Here is a 13,786-nt window from a genome sequence, read left to right as displayed (position 1 = left end):
AATGGCAGCCACCGGTCGTCACCGACTTCCCCGGTGACGACCGCTGCCACCTGAACGGCATGGCGTTCCACGACGGCAAGCTGCGCCATGCTACGGCGCTTGGCCAAACCAACGAGCCCGGCGGCTGGCGCCTCACCAATGGTTCGAACAGCTCGTTCAGCCGGCCGGCACGGTCGCCTTCATCGACGGGCGAGCTGAGAAGCCGGCGTACCACGCGGCAAGGCCGGGATGGCTAGCGCGCCAGTCGAGGTCGCCGAAGCGAAAATCGAGATAGCCGAGGGCACAGCCGATGGTGATCGTGCCGATGTCGACGCGGTCGGCGAATTCTCCCGTGCGACTTTCGAGCAGGTCGAGCGAGGAAAGGATCTTGTCGTACTGGCCGGCTTCCCACTCGGCGCATTTGAGCTCGGCCGGACGGGCGAGCGTCTCGTAGCGGATCAGCAGTGCCGCATCGAGAATGCCGTCGCCGATCGACTGGTCGACGAGATTCCGCCACCGATTCTCGCCGCTGCCGAACAGGGTGCCGCCCTGACCGGCATCCAGATATTCGCAAACCACGCGTGAGTCGTAGAGGGCGCCGCCATCGTCCCGCAGCGCGGTCGGAACCTTGCCGAGCGGGTTCTTGGCCACGACCGTCATGTCCCGCTTCGTCGGCCAGACGGCCGAGGGCAGCTTTTCGATACGGTCGGCGATGCCGTGCTCGTGGGCGACGACCATTACCTTGCGCACGAACGGCGATGCCGGGGAGAAGAAGATCTTCATGGGGCTTCCTCGATGACGGATGTCTTGGCCTGATGGGAAAGGCGGTGAAAGTTCTCGCGCAGGAACTCGCCGGCGAACGTCACGTGCTCCCGCATCAACTGCTCCGCCCGCGCCGCCTGACGGTGCTTGAGGGCGGCGAGGATGCGGTGGTGATCGTCGTGCGACCGCAAGATCACCGCGTAGTCGTGCCAGAGGATGATCCGGTCGGAGACGAGCGGGATCGCGTGCGTCCGCTCGACGAAGCGATCGATCCAGGGGTTGCCGGACAGCGCGATGATCGTGTCGTGGAAGGCGACGTTCATGGCCTGATAGGGCTGGAGATCGGCCGGGTCGAGCCGGCCGCTGGCCAGGATCCGGTCGCCCTCGGCGACGCAGGACTCCAACCGGTCGACCGCAGCCGTGTCGATGCCGCGTTCGGCGGCGAGCCGGCAGGCCAACCCCTCGATCGCGGCCCGCACCTCATAGGCGGCGAAAATCTCTTCCGGCGAGAAGCCATGCACCTGGTAGCCGCGCTTCGGCTGGTAGTCGATCAGCCCCTCCTGCGCCAGCAGGGTCAGTGCCGCGCGGACCGGGGTGCGCGACACGCCAAGGGCCGCGGCGAGCGGAATTTCTTCCAGGCGCTCGCCCGGCGGATACGCGCCCGAGAGCAGCTGCTGCCGCAGAAGGTCGGTGATGTCCTGGGATCGTGTTCGCATATCATGGATACATATATCGAAAAATTGGCCCGATAAAGCCTGAATCAGATTGACGATGCGAGATCATGTGTACATGCTCGGCTCAATCAGACGCAGACGGCAAGCGTCAAGGCATGGCTTGGGGAGGGACCGGCTTGAAGCGGGTGGCTTTGGTCACGGGCGGCGGGCGAGGCATCGGCGCGGAGATCGCCCGGGTGTTGGCTGATGCCGGCTGCCGTGTCGCCGTGGCGGATATCGATGTAGCGAATGCCGCTGCCACGGCAGCGGCTCTGCCGGGCGAGGGCCACCTTGGCCTCGGCGTGGACGTCTCCGACGAGCGCGCTGTCGAGGCCGGGTTCGACCGGGTGGAAGCGGAGCTTGGACCGGTCGCGGTCCTCATCTGCGCCGCCGGCAAGCTGTTGCTGCAGGACGGGCGCCGCCCGCTGATCACCGAGACCAACCTCGACAATTGGCAGGAGATGCTGGCGGTCAATACGACCGGCCCGTTTCTCTGTGCCCGAGCCTTCCTGCGCAGGCGGGCGGAAAAGGCCGTGCCGCACGGACGCATCGTCACCTTCTCGTCCTGTGCGGCCCAGCTGGGCGGCTACAACGCATCGGCCGCCTATATCGCAGCCAAGGCGGCAGTGCTGGGCCTGACCAAGGCGATCGCCCGCGAGGCGGCGCCGCTCGGCATCACCGCGAACGCCGTGGCGCCCGGCATCATCAATACCGAGATGCTCCGCCTCGCCGCCGGTGGCGCCGGCCAGACCCCGGCCAGTCCCGCCTCCGTGCCGCTCGGACGCATCGGCACGCCGCGGGAGGTGGCCGACGCGGTCGCCTTCCTCGCGTCGGAGGCGGCGTCCTACGTCACCGGAACCACGATGGATGTGAACGGCGGCTACCGGATGCAGTGATCCGGCCCGCGCAAGCGAACCAAGACGCGCAACAAACCAAGAAACGACGTCAGGGGGAAGCAATGCTGAGAGCGGTTAAGCTGTTGGGATGCCTGGCCGGCACGGCCATGCTCGGCGTGGTGGGCACGGCGGTCGCCGCCGAGCCGGGCCTCACGGACACCACCATCAAGATCGGCCTGTTCGGCCCGATGTCCGGTCCTTCCCAGGCCTACGGCCAGGACGTGATGAACGCGGCCAAGATGTACTACGACAAGATCAATGCCGAAGGTGGCATCAACGGTCGCAAGATCGAGGTCGTGGAGGAAGACGACCGGTGCTCGCCCAATGATCTGGTCGCCGCAGTCAAGAAGCTCGTCGAGCAGGATCAGGTGTTCATCCTCAACGGCGGCTCCTGCTCCGCGCCGGTGGTTGCGGCGAAGGACTATGTCGTGCGCTCGGGCGTGCCTTGGGTGATGCTGAATGCATCCGGTGACGGCGCGCTCTATCCGCCCCAGCCCAACATCTTCGGCGCGCTCTCGATCTCGCAGCGTGCCGTCGGTGGCTCGACCGTCGAGTTTGCGTCCAAGTATCTCGGCGCCAAGAAGCTCGGCTACATCAATCACGACGATGCCTATGGCGCGTGGAACCTCGAGGCCGCCGGCCCGCAGGCCAAGGAGAACGGAGCGACATTTCTTGTCGAATCGGTCGATCCGAAGATCACCGACGTCACGGCGCCCGTGCTGAAGATGAAGGCGGCGAATGTCGACGCCCTCATCCTCACGACCTATGCCGGCCCGGCGCAGCTGATCCTGAAGAAGGCGCAGGAACTGCACTTCGACAAGCCGATCATCGTGGCAGTGAACGCCATCGCGAACTTGAAGCAGATGGTCGACAACGTCGGCTCCAAGGACGCGTTCAAGAACGTCTATATCCAGGAACTGCTGATGGCGAAGCCTGGCTCCGAAAAGCTCGGCTGGGTCTATGACATGTACAAGAAGGCCTATCCGGACCTGGCCGCGCAGCCCGGTCATCCGCAGGTCTACATGCCCTACGGCATCCCGCCGGCGGAGGTCGTGGTGAAGGCGCTGCAGGCCGCCGGGCGCGACGTCACGCGGGCGAAGTTCATCGATGCGGTCGAGCATCTCAACTTCAGCTCGGTCATGGCCGGTCCGATCGTCTTCACCCATACCGAGCATGCGGCCCAGAAGGCGTCGATCTACTTCAAGTATGACGGCGAGAACCTGACCGAAGTGCCGGGTGTCTTCGCCTCGCGCTGGACGTACAAGGCGGACTGAGCATGACGCCCTGCCGTTCGGGCCGACTGTGATGGATCTGGAAGTCGTCTGGCTGTTCGTGCAGCAGGGTGTCGCCTCCGGCCTCGTGAGCGGGGCGGTCTACGCCCTGCTGGCACTCGCCATCGTGATCGTCTACCGCACGACCGACGTCGCCAATTTCGCCCAGGGCGAGATCTATATGGCGGCTTCGTATCTGGCCTTCTTCCTGATCGTGGTGTTCGCGGCCCCGATCTTGCTCGCCATTCCGCTCACCATCCTGATCGTCTGCGGTGGTGCCGCGGTCTTTCAGCGGCTGGTACTGGCGCGGGTGGCCTCGGTCCGCGGCGTGTCGGTCAACCTGGTGATCGCGACGCTGGGCTTGTCCTACTTCCTCAAGGGCATGGTGCGCTTCTCCGGCTTCGGCGACGCGCCGCGGTCGTTCCCGTCGGTCGTGCCCGACGGAGCGCTCACGATCGGCGACGCCTCGCTCTCCTACCTCGACATCGTCATCTTCGTGACCTCGCTCGTCGTCATGGCGCTGTTCTTCTGGATGTTCACCTTTACGAAGACCGGCCGGGCGATGCGGGCGGTGGGCATGAACCGCCGCGCGGCGGCACTCGTCGGCATCAGCCTCACGCGCGTGCAGATGCAGGTCTGGGCCTGCTCCGGCGGGATCTCGGCCATCGCGGCCCTGTTGATCGCGCCCAAACTGCTGCTGACGGTCGAGATGGGGCATGTCGCGACCCTGGCCTTCGCGGCTGCGATCGTCGGCGGCTTCACGTCGCTGCCGGGTGCCGTGGTCGGGGGCTTCATCATCGGCATCGCCGAGAATCTCGTGGGCCTGTTCGTCTCCTCGCGCGCCATCGTCGTCACCCCGTTCGTGGTGATCATGCTGGTGCTGATCCTGAAGCCGCAGGGCCTGTTCGGCGGCGCTGTCCGGGTGAGGAAGGTATGAAGCGCCTGCTCGCGGTTCTCGGCGTCGCTGCCGTCGTGGCCGGCGCGGTCGTGCTGGAGGCCTCGGCGACCGGCTATATCGTCTATCTGGTCAATCTGCTGCTGGTCACCCTGGTACTGTCGCTCGGGCTCCATGTCGTGATCGGCGAAAGCGGCCAGTTCTCCCTCGCGCACTCCGCCTTCTACGGCATCGGCATCTACGCGACGGCGATCGCCACCACCGCGCACTGGCCATTCATCCTTGCGCTCGGCGTCGGCGGCCTCGCCGCCGCCGTCTGCGGGCTGGTGATCGGCCTCCTGGCCTTGCGGATGCGCGACATCTATCTGGCACTCTCGACCTTCGCGTTCGGCGAGGCGATGCAGTGGGTGTTCCTCAATTGGGAAGCGGTCACCGGCGGCCCCAACGGCTACAACATCCCGCCGACGAAGCTGTTCGGTTTCGCGATCATGTCCGACCGGGAGGCGTTCCCCCTGGTCGCGGTTCTCGCGGTGCTGTTCCTCGCCGCGACGCTGGTGCTGCATCATTCGGGCTTCGGCCGGGCGCTCAGGGCCGTGCGCGAGAGCGAGATCGCCGCGGCCGCGGTTGGCGTGAACGTCAAGCTGATGAAGCTCGCCGCCTTCACGCTGTCCGCCCTGCTCGCCGGTGCGGCGGGCGGGATGTTCACCACCTTCTCGACCTTCATCCACCCGGATTCGCTGGGCTTCTCCACCACCGTCCTGGTGCTGACCGTAGTGGTCGTGGGCGGCATCGGCTCGGTCTGGGGCGTGGTGGGCGGTGCCGTCGTGTTCGGCCTGTTGAACGAGCTGCTGCGCCAGCTGCCGTCCTATCAGGAGATGATCTATGGCGCGATCCTGATGGGCTTCATGATGTTCGCGCCGCGCGGCATGTTCGCAGCCCTACGGGGGGCGCGATGAGCGCGCCGATGCTGCGGCTCGACGGCCTGGTCAAGCGCTTCGGCGGGCTGGTCGCGGTGAGCGGCCTGTCGCTCACCGTCGAGGAAGGCACGATCCATGCGCTGATCGGCCCGAACGGCGCCGGCAAGTCGACGGTGTTCAACTGCATCTCGCGCCTCTACCGCCCGTCGGAAGGCCGCATCTTCCTCGCCGGAGAGGACATTACCGAGCTGCCGGCGCATGCGATGGCCGGGCGCGGCGTGGCGCGCAGCTTCCAGAACCTGGAGCTGTTCAACGAGCTGACCGTGCTCGAGAACGTGATGCTGGGCGCGCATGCGGCGCACGACACCTCGTGGCTCGCCCGGCTCTCGCCTTTCTCCCGCCCGGCGCGCGAGCGTGCCGAGGCTCTGATCGAGCAGACCGGGCTCGCCGATCTCAGGCACGCCCGGGCCAATTCCCTCGATTTCGGCCGCCAGAAGATGCTCGAGGTCGCCCGTGCGCTCGCCGGCTCGCCGCGTCTGCTGCTGCTGGACGAACCGGCGGCGGGCTTGCGCGCCCGTGAGATCGCGCGGCTCGACCGCATGCTGACGGACCTGGCGGCGAAAGGGCTGACCATCCTGCTGGTCGAGCATGTGATGCAGCTGGTGATGGCGGTGAGCAACCATATCACCGTGCTCTCCTTCGGCCAGAAGATCGCCGAGGGCACGCCGGCCGAAATCCGCGCCAATCCGAAGGTGATTGAGGCCTATCTCGGTACGCGGGAGCATGCCCATGGCTGAGCTCCTGTCCTTCGCCAATGTCTCGGCCGGCTATGGCCGGATCGAGGCGCTTTCCGAAGTGTCGCTCTCGGTCGCGGCCGGCGGCATCACGGCGCTGCTCGGCGCCAACGGTGCCGGCAAGACGACCGTGCTCAATACGATCTGCGGTCTTGTCGCCGCCCGGAAGGGAGAGATCCGCTTCGACGGCAAACGCATCGATGGCCTGGCGTCGGAGCGCGTCGTTTCGCTCGGCATCTCTCAGGTGCCCGAAGGGCGCGAGGTGTTCCATCAGATGAGTGTGCAGGAGAACCTGCTGCTTGGCGCGCATCAGCGCAACGAGGCGGACGGCATCGCGCGCGACATCGAGGTGATGTGCGGCTATTTCCCGATCCTGAAGCAGCGCTATCGTCAGATGGCGGGCACGCTGTCGGGCGGCGAGCAGCAGATGCTGCTGATCGCCCGCGCGCTGATGGCCCGGCCGCGCCTGCTGCTGCTCGACGAACCCTCGCTCGGCCTGTCGCCGCTCCTGGTGCAGCAGGTGTTCGAGACCATCGTGCGGCTGCATCGCGAGGAAGAGCTGACCCTGCTGATCGTCGAGCAGAACGCGGCGATCGCGCTCGAGGTCGCGCAATACGCCTACATCCTGGAGAACGGCGAGGTGGCTGCGCACGGCACGCCCGACGATCTCTCCGCGAACGACGCCGTCGCGTCGGCCTATCTCGGCATGTGAGGAGACAAGCATGAGCGCCAAGCCCCTCGCTCTCGTCACCGGTGGTGCGTCCGGCATCGGCTGGGCGATCTCGAACCGACTGGCGTCGGACGGTTTCGAGGTTGCCATCGTCGACATCAATGCGGAGCTGGCCGCGAGCCGCGTCGCCGAACTCAAGGCCGCAGGGCATGAGGCGAGCGCCCATGCGGTCGACATCACCGATGAGCAGGCGGTGGCGGCACTGATCGGCTCGCTTCCACCGCTTGCCGCCCTGGTGAACAACGCCGGCATCTTCGCCGACCGGCCGTTTGCCGAGACCACGGTCGAGCAATTCCGGCGCACCTACGAGGTCAATCTCATCGCGCCGTTCCTGATCGCCCGCGCGGCACTCGCGCGCATGGCGGCGGGCGGCAAGATCGTCAACATCGCCTCGCGCGCCTATCTGGGTGCGCGCAACCAGATCGACTATGTCGCGTCCAAGGGCGCGGTCGTCAGCTTCACCCGCGCGCTCGCGATGGAGGTGATCGGCCGCGGCATTCTGGTCAATGCCGTCGCTCCCGGCCTGATCGACACGCCGATCCTGCGGGCTCTGACGCCGGAGCGCATGGCGGCGCAGCTCGCCCTGCAGCCGACGGGCAAGGCGGGGCGGCCGGAGGATATCGCCAACGCGGTCTCGTTCCTGGTCTCGCCGCGCACCGACTTCATCACCGGACAGGTGATCTTCGTCGACGGCGGCAAGTCGCTGGGTGGCACGGCAGCGTGAGGACAGAGCGATGAGTGAACAGAGAACTGCCCTCGTTACCGGTGCCGGTTCCGGCATCGGCCGCGCCATCACGTTGCGCTTCGTCCGCGAGGGCGTCGCGGTGCTGGCCGTCGACCAGAACCAGGCTGGGCTGGACGAGACGGCGGCGCTGGCGGGCGCCGATGCGAAGATCGCCGGCTTCGTCGCCGATGTACGGGGCAAGGAAGCGCCCGATGCCGCCGTCGCCGAGGCGGTGAGGCGCTTCGGCGGGCTCGATTTCCTCATCAACAACGCCGGCATCGGTGCGGCGAAGTCCGCGGCCGATACGACGGATGAGGATTGGGATCGCTACTCGGACATCAACCTGCGCGCGGTCTTCCGATTTTCCCGTGCGGCACTGCCGCATCTCAAGCCCGGCATCGGCGCCATCGTCAACATGGCCTCGGTCTTCGGCCTGTTCGGCCATCCGAACGTCGCACCCTATGCCGCCACCAAGGCCGGCGTCGTCGGGCTCACCATCCAGATGGCGGCCGATTGCGGCCCGAACGGCGTGCGCGTCAACGCCATCGCGCCGGGCGTGATCGAGACGCCGCTTACCCGCGCCCGGATCGACACGGACCAGCGCTTCAACGCGCTCAACATCGATCCCATCCCGTTCCCGCGGCTCGGCCGGCCCGAGGACGTCGCCAATGCCGCGTTCTTCCTCTGCTCCGACCAAGCCTCCTACATCAACGGCCATGTGCTGGCGGTCGACGGCGGCTGGAGCGTCACGAACTATTCCCGGCGGGGTGCGGCACTGTGAGCGAGACCGCCGTCGACGTCCTGGTGGTCGGCTCCGGCGCTGCCGGCATGGCGGCGGCACTGACCGCCTCGATCGAGGGATTGAGCGTGCTGCTGGTCGAGAAGACCGACCGGATCGGCGGCTCGACGGCGATCTCGGGCGGCGGCATCTGGATCCCGAACAACGACAAGACCGACGCAAGCGGCCATCCGGACAGCCTCGCCGAGGCCAAGACCTATCTCGACCGCATCGTCGGCAACTGGTCGTCCGACGAGATGAAGCTCGCCTTCCTGGAACAGGGGCCGGCGGCACTCGCCTATCTTGAGCGCCACACTGAGCTCGAGGTGAGCGGCCGGGTGTATTCGCCCGACTACTACCCTGATGCGGAGGGGGCAAAGCTCGGCGGGCGCGGTGTCGATCCGGTGGAATTCGACGGTCGACTGCTGGGCAAGCATTTTGCCGAGCTGCGCGAGCCGCTGCCCGGTTTCACGGTCTTGGGCGGCATGATGGTCAATCTCTATGACGTCCGGCATCTGCTCGCCATCACCAGGAACCTGGCGTCGTTCAAGCACGGCATGAAGCTTTTGATCCGCTACGCGCTCGACCGGCTGGGCCACAAGCGCGGGACCCGTCTCGTGCTGGGCAATGCGCTGGCCGGCAGGCTGTTCAAGTCGATGCTCGACCGCGGCGTTCCCTACTGGCTCAACGCGCCGGCCAAGCGGCTGATCGTGACGGATGGCAAGGTCGTGGGCGCCGTCGTGGCGCGCGACGGGAGGGAGCAGCAAGTCGCCGTTCGCAAGGGCGTCGTGCTCGCGGCCGGCGGCTTCCCGTCCGATCCCGAGCGTCGGCGAGCCTTTCTGCCGATCGAGGCCGGCATGTGGTCGATGGCGCCGGCGGGCAATAGCGGCGATGGGCTGCGGCTCGGCGAAATGGCGGGCGCCAAGGTGCGCAGTGAGAACGCGTCAAACGTGTTCTACAGCCCGATTTCGATCTTGAAACGGCCCGACGGCACGGAGGTGAAGTTCCCGCATCTGATCTGGGATCGCGCCAAGCCCGGCCTGATGGCCGTGAACGGCGCCGGGCGGCGCTTCGTCAATGAATCCACCTCCTATCACGAGTTCTGCCTGGCAATGATCGAGAGCCACAAGCAAGTGCCCTCGATCCCCTCTTTCCTGATCTGCGATGCGGACTTCCTCGGCAAATGGGGCCTCGGCCTCGTCAAGCCCGGGCGGCGCGGCCTCAGGCAGATGCGGGCGGCTGGATATGTGATCGAGGCCCCCACGATCGAGGGGATGGCCCAGAGGATCGGGGTCGACCCCAGCACCCTCAATGCCTCGGTCGCCGGCTTCAACCAAGCGGCGGCGAAGGGCGTCGATAGCGAATTCGCCAAGGGCAGCACCGCTTACAACCGGTACCTCGGCGACCCGACCTTAACGGACCACAATCCCTGCCTCGGCCCGATCGTCACGGCACCGTTCTATGCGGTGCGTGTCTATCCAGGCGACATCGGCACCGCGGGCGGATTGGTCACCGACGGCAAGGGACGCGTCCTCGATCCGGCCGGCAAGCCGATCCCGGGGCTCTATGCGGCCGGTAACGACATGAACTCGGTCATGGGCGGCACTTATCCAGGGCCCGGGATCACGCTTGGTCCAGCGCTGACGTTCGGTCACGTCGCAGGGATGGAACTGGCGCGGGGATAGATATCCGGCCTACGGCTACCGGCGGGATTTTCTCGGTAGCACGGAGCGGAGAATGGTCTTGAGTGGAAGTCGGCATCGGCCGTTCCGCCTCATGCAACTGCCCTCGGCACTTCCTGCTCGACCGGCCGCAAGAATCGTTGGCTGCGGGGCCCCGTAGCCATATCAAGCCCTTGAAAGAAATCCGCTTTCAGGGGTTTTTCTGTTTTGGCCCCAAAGCGCGCCTCAGAAAAATCAAGCACTTAACCCCGCAGGTGCAAATCACCCCAAGACCATCCGATGGCTGCCCTGCCGCACACCGTCCGGGCGCGGCCTGGGCAGGTCACAATTCCAGCGGCGACGAGGTGTCCATGGCGCGTCGTCCGAACCGGCGCGGGGGGATGTTCGGCGGGCGCCGGCAAGGACGTATGGCTACCGGCCCTCCGAAGGAGCAAAATCACTGCCGGACAAGGGCTTCGACCCTCCATCCCGGAATGCCGAATGACCGCGGGGAGATTGCCGACCGGCTGGGCATTCGGACCGGGCTCCGGCCGCTGGGCCGCGAGGAGGGCGAGGAAGGGACGGAGGCCGGGCATGCGGCGCAGACCCCTTGCAGTGGCAAGTATCGTCATCCTGGTGTGCCTGGTCACATTGGGACGGGTGGGCGACTTCCTGGTCGATTGGATCTGGTTTTCTTCGATCGGCTATCCCGATGTCTTTTGGACGGTCTTCAAAGCCAAGGCTGCCCTCGGCGCCGCGACCTTCCTCGGATCGGGTCTCTCCCTTTGGGCGTCCGGCGTCCTCGCCTTGCGCTTCGCCCGGCGGCCGGCCCCGCTCCCCCCGGCCTTCGGCGTGGGGTCCGCGGCCGTTCCGCTGTTGCCCGGCCTGTTCAGGCGCGCGGACCCTCGCTTTGCCTGGCGGTTTCTCATTGCCGCCGCCGCGGTCATTCCCGGCGCGTTCATCGCCGCCGGCGAGACCGGCAACTGGGACCTGGCCCTGCGGTTCATCGCGCAGGCGCCCTACGGCCAGAGCGATCCCCTCTTCAACACGGACATCGGCTTCTATCTCTTTTCGCTGCCCGCCTATGTGGCGCTCAGGAACTGGATGCTGATAACGCTCTTCGCGAGCACCCTTGTCGCCGGCCTTGTCTATTGGGCCCATGGCGACGTCGTTATTGCCGCGCAAAGCCGCTGGATCTCGCCGGCCGCGATCGCCCACGGTTCCGTGTTGCTGGGCCTGTTCTTCGTGGTGAAGGCCTGGTCGTACGTCCTCGACCGGTTCTTGCTGCTCTACGGCGACAATGGCGTGGTCGTGGGGGCGGGCTACACCGACATCCATGTCGGCCTGCCCGTTCTCTGGGCGCTCGTCGCGGTGGCCTCCGTCGCAGCACTCCTCTCATGGGCGAACTTACGCAGACGCACGTTCAGGCTTCCGCTGACGGCGGTGGTCCTGGTCTTCGGCAGTTCATTCGTGCTGTCGCTCGTCTGCCCCGCGCTGTTCCAACGCATCTACGTGAAGCCGAACGAACTGCAGCTCGAGGCGCCGTATATCGGGCAGAACATCGCCCTCACCCAAGAAGCCTACAATTTACGCCAGATCGCGGTGAAGCCATTCCCGGCGGAACTGGGCCTCTCGTACCAGTCGATCCAGGACAATGGCGCAACGATCGACAATATCCGGCTGTGGGACTGGCAGCCGCTGGTGGATACCTATGCCCAGCTGCAGGAAATCCGGACCTATTACAAATTCCGCGACATGGAGGTCGATCGCTACGAGATCGGCGGCTCGTATCAGCAGGTGATGCTGTCGGCGCGCGAGCTCGAACCGGCGCTCCTGCCGCCCAATGCCCACACCTGGGTCAACCTGCACCTGCTGTTCACCCACGGCATCGGCGTGGTCATGTCGCCGGTCACCCAGAAATCGGCCGAGGGGCTGCCGACCTTATATCTGAAGGACATCCCGCCGGTCGCCTCGCTCGGGCCCGCCATCCGGCAGCCGCGTATCTATTTCGGCCAGGCCAGCGACTCCTACGTGATCGTCAAGGCGAGCACGCCGGAGTTCGACTATCCGAAGGGCGTCGACAACGCCTACACGACCTATGACGGCAGCGACGGGATCACCCTCGCAGGCGCCGCCCGAAGGACTCTGTTCGCGTGGTATTTCGGCGATACCAACATCCTGCTCAGCAACTATGTCACCGACGAGAGCCGGATCCTGTTCCGGCGCAATATCCAGGATAGGGTGCGCGTGATCGCGCCGTTCCTCCGGCTGGACCGCGATCCCTATGTGGTGGTGAGCGGCGGGCGGCTCTTCTGGATCCAGGACACCTACACGACGAGCGACTGGTTCCCCTACGCCCGGCCGGCGCCGGAGGAGACGGCGAACTATATCCGCAACTCGGTCAAGGTCGTCATCGATGCCTATAATGGCAGCGTGGCGTTTTACGTGGCGGATCCCTCGGACCCGATCGTCGCGACGTACCGGCGCATCTTCCCCGGCCTGTTCAAGCCGTTGGAGGCGATGCCGCCGGATCTGCAAAGGCACATCCGCTATCCGGAGGATCTTTTCCTCATGCAGGCTCGGATGTACCGGGCCTACCACATGGATGCCCCGGAGGTTTTCTACAACCGCGAAGACCTCTGGCAATTTCCCCGCGAGCCCAACATCAGCGAGCACGCCACGATGGCGCCCTATTACGCCATCATGCGGCTGCCTGGGGAGGCCCGCGCCCAGTTCTTCCTCATGCTGCCCATGGTGCCGAACCAGCGGCAGAACATGATCGCGTGGCTCGCCGCGCGCTGCGACCCGCCAGACTATGGCAAGCTGATCGTCTACGAGTTTCCGAAGGACAAGCTCGTCTACGGGCCGTTCCAGATCGAGGCGCGCATCAACCAGAACACGGAGATCTCCCAGCAGATCACACTGTGGAATCAATCGGGGTCGAGGGTCATCCGCGGCAATCTTCTCGTCATTCCCATCGCGAACTCGGTCCTCTATGTCACGCCCCTCTATCTGCGCGCGGAGACCGGGCAATTGCCGGAGCTGAAGCGCGTGATTGCGGCCTATGGCGAGCGCGTGGTCATGGAGGAGACGCTGTCGGCGGCCCTCGCGTCCCTGTTCAAGGAATCCGCCATTGGCGAGCTGAGCCCCGTGAGGCCGGGCCCCATGACGCCAGGCCCCATGACGCCAAGCCCCATGACGCGGGGGCCTATAACGCCGGGCTCCATGACACCAGGCAGGCCGTCGCCGGCAGGCCCGGGGGACGATCGTGCCCGCGCAGCGCTCCGCCACTATGACCTTGCCATCGAGCGTCTGAAGGCCGGAGACTGGAGCGGCTTCGGCGCGGAACTGGAGGCGCTGCGCGCGCTCCTCGAGGCGCTGAGCCAGCCCGCGCCGCTCGTGAGCAAGGAACGAACGCAGCCTCCAACGGCGACGGATGACGGCCTGCGGCCGCAGCCCTGACCCTGGCGCCCCCATCGCCCTGCACGAAGGGGTCAACTCGGCCATCGGTACCGCGCTCGATCCGTCCGGCGTATGATTGCGTGGGGTGCGCGTCGGGCCAACATGGGATGAACGCATTGGCCCGGCGGGCAGCAGCAACTGGGTCGAAGACCATGGCCAAGGACGATCGCCAACTGCAGGCGGAACCGAAGCGAACCGAAGTTG

At 66.2% G+C, this 13,786-nt stretch carries 12 protein-coding genes and 1 pseudogene; 11 read left to right on the top strand and 2 right to left on the bottom strand.

All coding sequences use genetic code 11. The features are described from left to right. Positions 1–11: 11 nt before the first annotated feature. A pseudogene (locus IEY58_RS34835) lies at positions 12–236 on the top strand (DUF4915 domain-containing protein); the annotation flags it as partial. On the opposite strand, the gene IEY58_RS28420 reads toward IEY58_RS34835, so the two are convergent. Further along, positions 157–762 (bottom strand): glutathione S-transferase, encoded by a 606-nt coding sequence (locus IEY58_RS28420; protein ID WP_189051544.1) that lies wholly within the window; start codon positions 760–762, stop codon positions 157–159. The pseudogene IEY58_RS34835 and the gene IEY58_RS28420 overlap by 80 nt on opposite strands. Then, positions 759–1,457 (bottom strand): GntR family transcriptional regulator, encoded by a 699-nt coding sequence (locus tag IEY58_RS28415; protein ID WP_189051543.1) that lies wholly within the window; start codon positions 1,455–1,457, stop codon positions 759–761. The genes IEY58_RS28420 and IEY58_RS28415 overlap by 4 nt, the downstream gene beginning before the upstream one ends. 143 nt (positions 1,458–1,600) lie before the next feature. Here IEY58_RS28415 and IEY58_RS28410 point away from each other — a divergent pair, with 143 nt between their 5' ends. The 10 genes from IEY58_RS28410 to IEY58_RS28365 all read left to right on the top strand — a co-directional run bounded on the left by IEY58_RS28410 (position 1,601) and on the right by IEY58_RS28365 (position 13,582). After that, a complete protein-coding gene (locus tag IEY58_RS28410) occupies positions 1,601–2,350 on the top strand; it encodes an SDR family NAD(P)-dependent oxidoreductase (protein WP_229744023.1) in 750 nt (249 codons plus the stop codon). 62 nt (positions 2,351–2,412) lie between these two features. Continuing rightward, positions 2,413–3,624 (top strand): ABC transporter substrate-binding protein, encoded by a 1,212-nt coding sequence (locus IEY58_RS28405; protein WP_229744013.1) that lies wholly within the window; start codon positions 2,413–2,415, stop codon positions 3,622–3,624. Between the two features lie 31 nt (positions 3,625–3,655). Continuing rightward, positions 3,656–4,558, top strand: coding sequence for a branched-chain amino acid ABC transporter permease (locus tag IEY58_RS28400; RefSeq protein ID WP_189051541.1), 903 nt, complete (start codon positions 3,656–3,658; stop codon positions 4,556–4,558). After that, entirely contained in the window at positions 4,555–5,472 is a 918-nt protein-coding gene (locus IEY58_RS28395; RefSeq protein WP_189051540.1) for a branched-chain amino acid ABC transporter permease, read from the top strand. The genes IEY58_RS28400 and IEY58_RS28395 overlap by 4 nt, the downstream gene beginning before the upstream one ends. After that, positions 5,469–6,230, top strand: a complete 762-nt coding sequence (locus tag IEY58_RS28390; RefSeq protein ID WP_189051539.1) for an ABC transporter ATP-binding protein — start codon at positions 5,469–5,471, stop codon at positions 6,228–6,230. Before IEY58_RS28395 ends, IEY58_RS28390 begins: the two co-directional genes overlap by 4 nt. After that, positions 6,223–6,939, top strand: a complete 717-nt coding sequence (locus tag IEY58_RS28385; protein WP_189051538.1) for an ABC transporter ATP-binding protein — start codon at positions 6,223–6,225, stop codon at positions 6,937–6,939. Before IEY58_RS28390 ends, IEY58_RS28385 begins: the two co-directional genes overlap by 8 nt. 10 nt (positions 6,940–6,949) lie before the next feature. Then, on the top strand, positions 6,950–7,681 hold the full coding sequence (locus tag IEY58_RS28380) for an SDR family NAD(P)-dependent oxidoreductase (RefSeq protein ID WP_189051537.1): 732 nt from the start codon (positions 6,950–6,952) through the stop codon (positions 7,679–7,681). 10 nt (positions 7,682–7,691) lie between these two features. Then, the gene (locus IEY58_RS28375) at positions 7,692–8,462 is read left to right on the top strand and encodes an SDR family NAD(P)-dependent oxidoreductase (protein ID WP_189051536.1); all 771 of its coding nucleotides are present in this window, start codon (positions 7,692–7,694) and stop codon (positions 8,460–8,462) included. Continuing rightward, on the top strand, positions 8,459–10,144 hold the full coding sequence (locus IEY58_RS28370; protein ID WP_229744012.1) for an FAD-dependent oxidoreductase: 1,686 nt from the start codon (positions 8,459–8,461) through the stop codon (positions 10,142–10,144). The genes IEY58_RS28375 and IEY58_RS28370 overlap by 4 nt, the downstream gene beginning before the upstream one ends. Positions 10,145–10,714: 570 nt before the next feature. Then, a complete protein-coding gene (locus IEY58_RS28365) occupies positions 10,715–13,582 on the top strand; it encodes a UPF0182 family membrane protein (RefSeq protein WP_189051535.1) in 2,868 nt (955 codons plus the stop codon). Positions 13,583–13,786 lie beyond the last annotated feature (204 nt).

Source organism: Aliidongia dinghuensis, from assembly GCF_014643535.1.
Classification (GTDB): domain Bacteria; phylum Pseudomonadota; class Alphaproteobacteria; order ATCC43930; family CGMCC-115725; genus Aliidongia; species Aliidongia dinghuensis.
This window is presented reverse-complemented; position numbering and strand designations above follow the sequence as displayed.

Excerpts from the sequence above, each read along its gene's own strand:
- IEY58_RS28365 (WP_189051535.1), top strand. The coding sequence starts at position 10,715 with ATGCGGCGCAGACCCCTTGCAGTGGCAAGTATCGTCATCCTGGTGTGC.
- IEY58_RS28380 (WP_189051537.1), top strand. The coding sequence starts at position 6,950 with ATGAGCGCCAAGCCCCTCGCTCTCGTCACCGGTGGTGCGTCCGGCATC.
- IEY58_RS28415 (WP_189051543.1), bottom strand. The coding sequence starts at position 1,457 with ATGCGAACACGATCCCAGGACATCACCGACCTTCTGCGGCAGCAGCTG.
- IEY58_RS28400 (WP_189051541.1), top strand. The coding sequence starts at position 3,656 with ATGGATCTGGAAGTCGTCTGGCTGTTCGTGCAGCAGGGTGTCGCCTCC.
- IEY58_RS28420 (WP_189051544.1), bottom strand. The coding sequence starts at position 762 with ATGAAGATCTTCTTCTCCCCGGCATCGCCGTTCGTGCGCAAGGTAATG.
- IEY58_RS28395 (WP_189051540.1), top strand. The coding sequence starts at position 4,555 with ATGAAGCGCCTGCTCGCGGTTCTCGGCGTCGCTGCCGTCGTGGCCGGC.
- IEY58_RS28375 (WP_189051536.1), top strand. The coding sequence starts at position 7,692 with ATGAGTGAACAGAGAACTGCCCTCGTTACCGGTGCCGGTTCCGGCATC.
- IEY58_RS28390 (WP_189051539.1), top strand. The coding sequence starts at position 5,469 with ATGAGCGCGCCGATGCTGCGGCTCGACGGCCTGGTCAAGCGCTTCGGC.
- IEY58_RS28385 (WP_189051538.1), top strand. The coding sequence starts at position 6,223 with ATGGCTGAGCTCCTGTCCTTCGCCAATGTCTCGGCCGGCTATGGCCGG.
- IEY58_RS28405 (WP_229744013.1), top strand. The coding sequence starts at position 2,413 with ATGCTGAGAGCGGTTAAGCTGTTGGGATGCCTGGCCGGCACGGCCATG.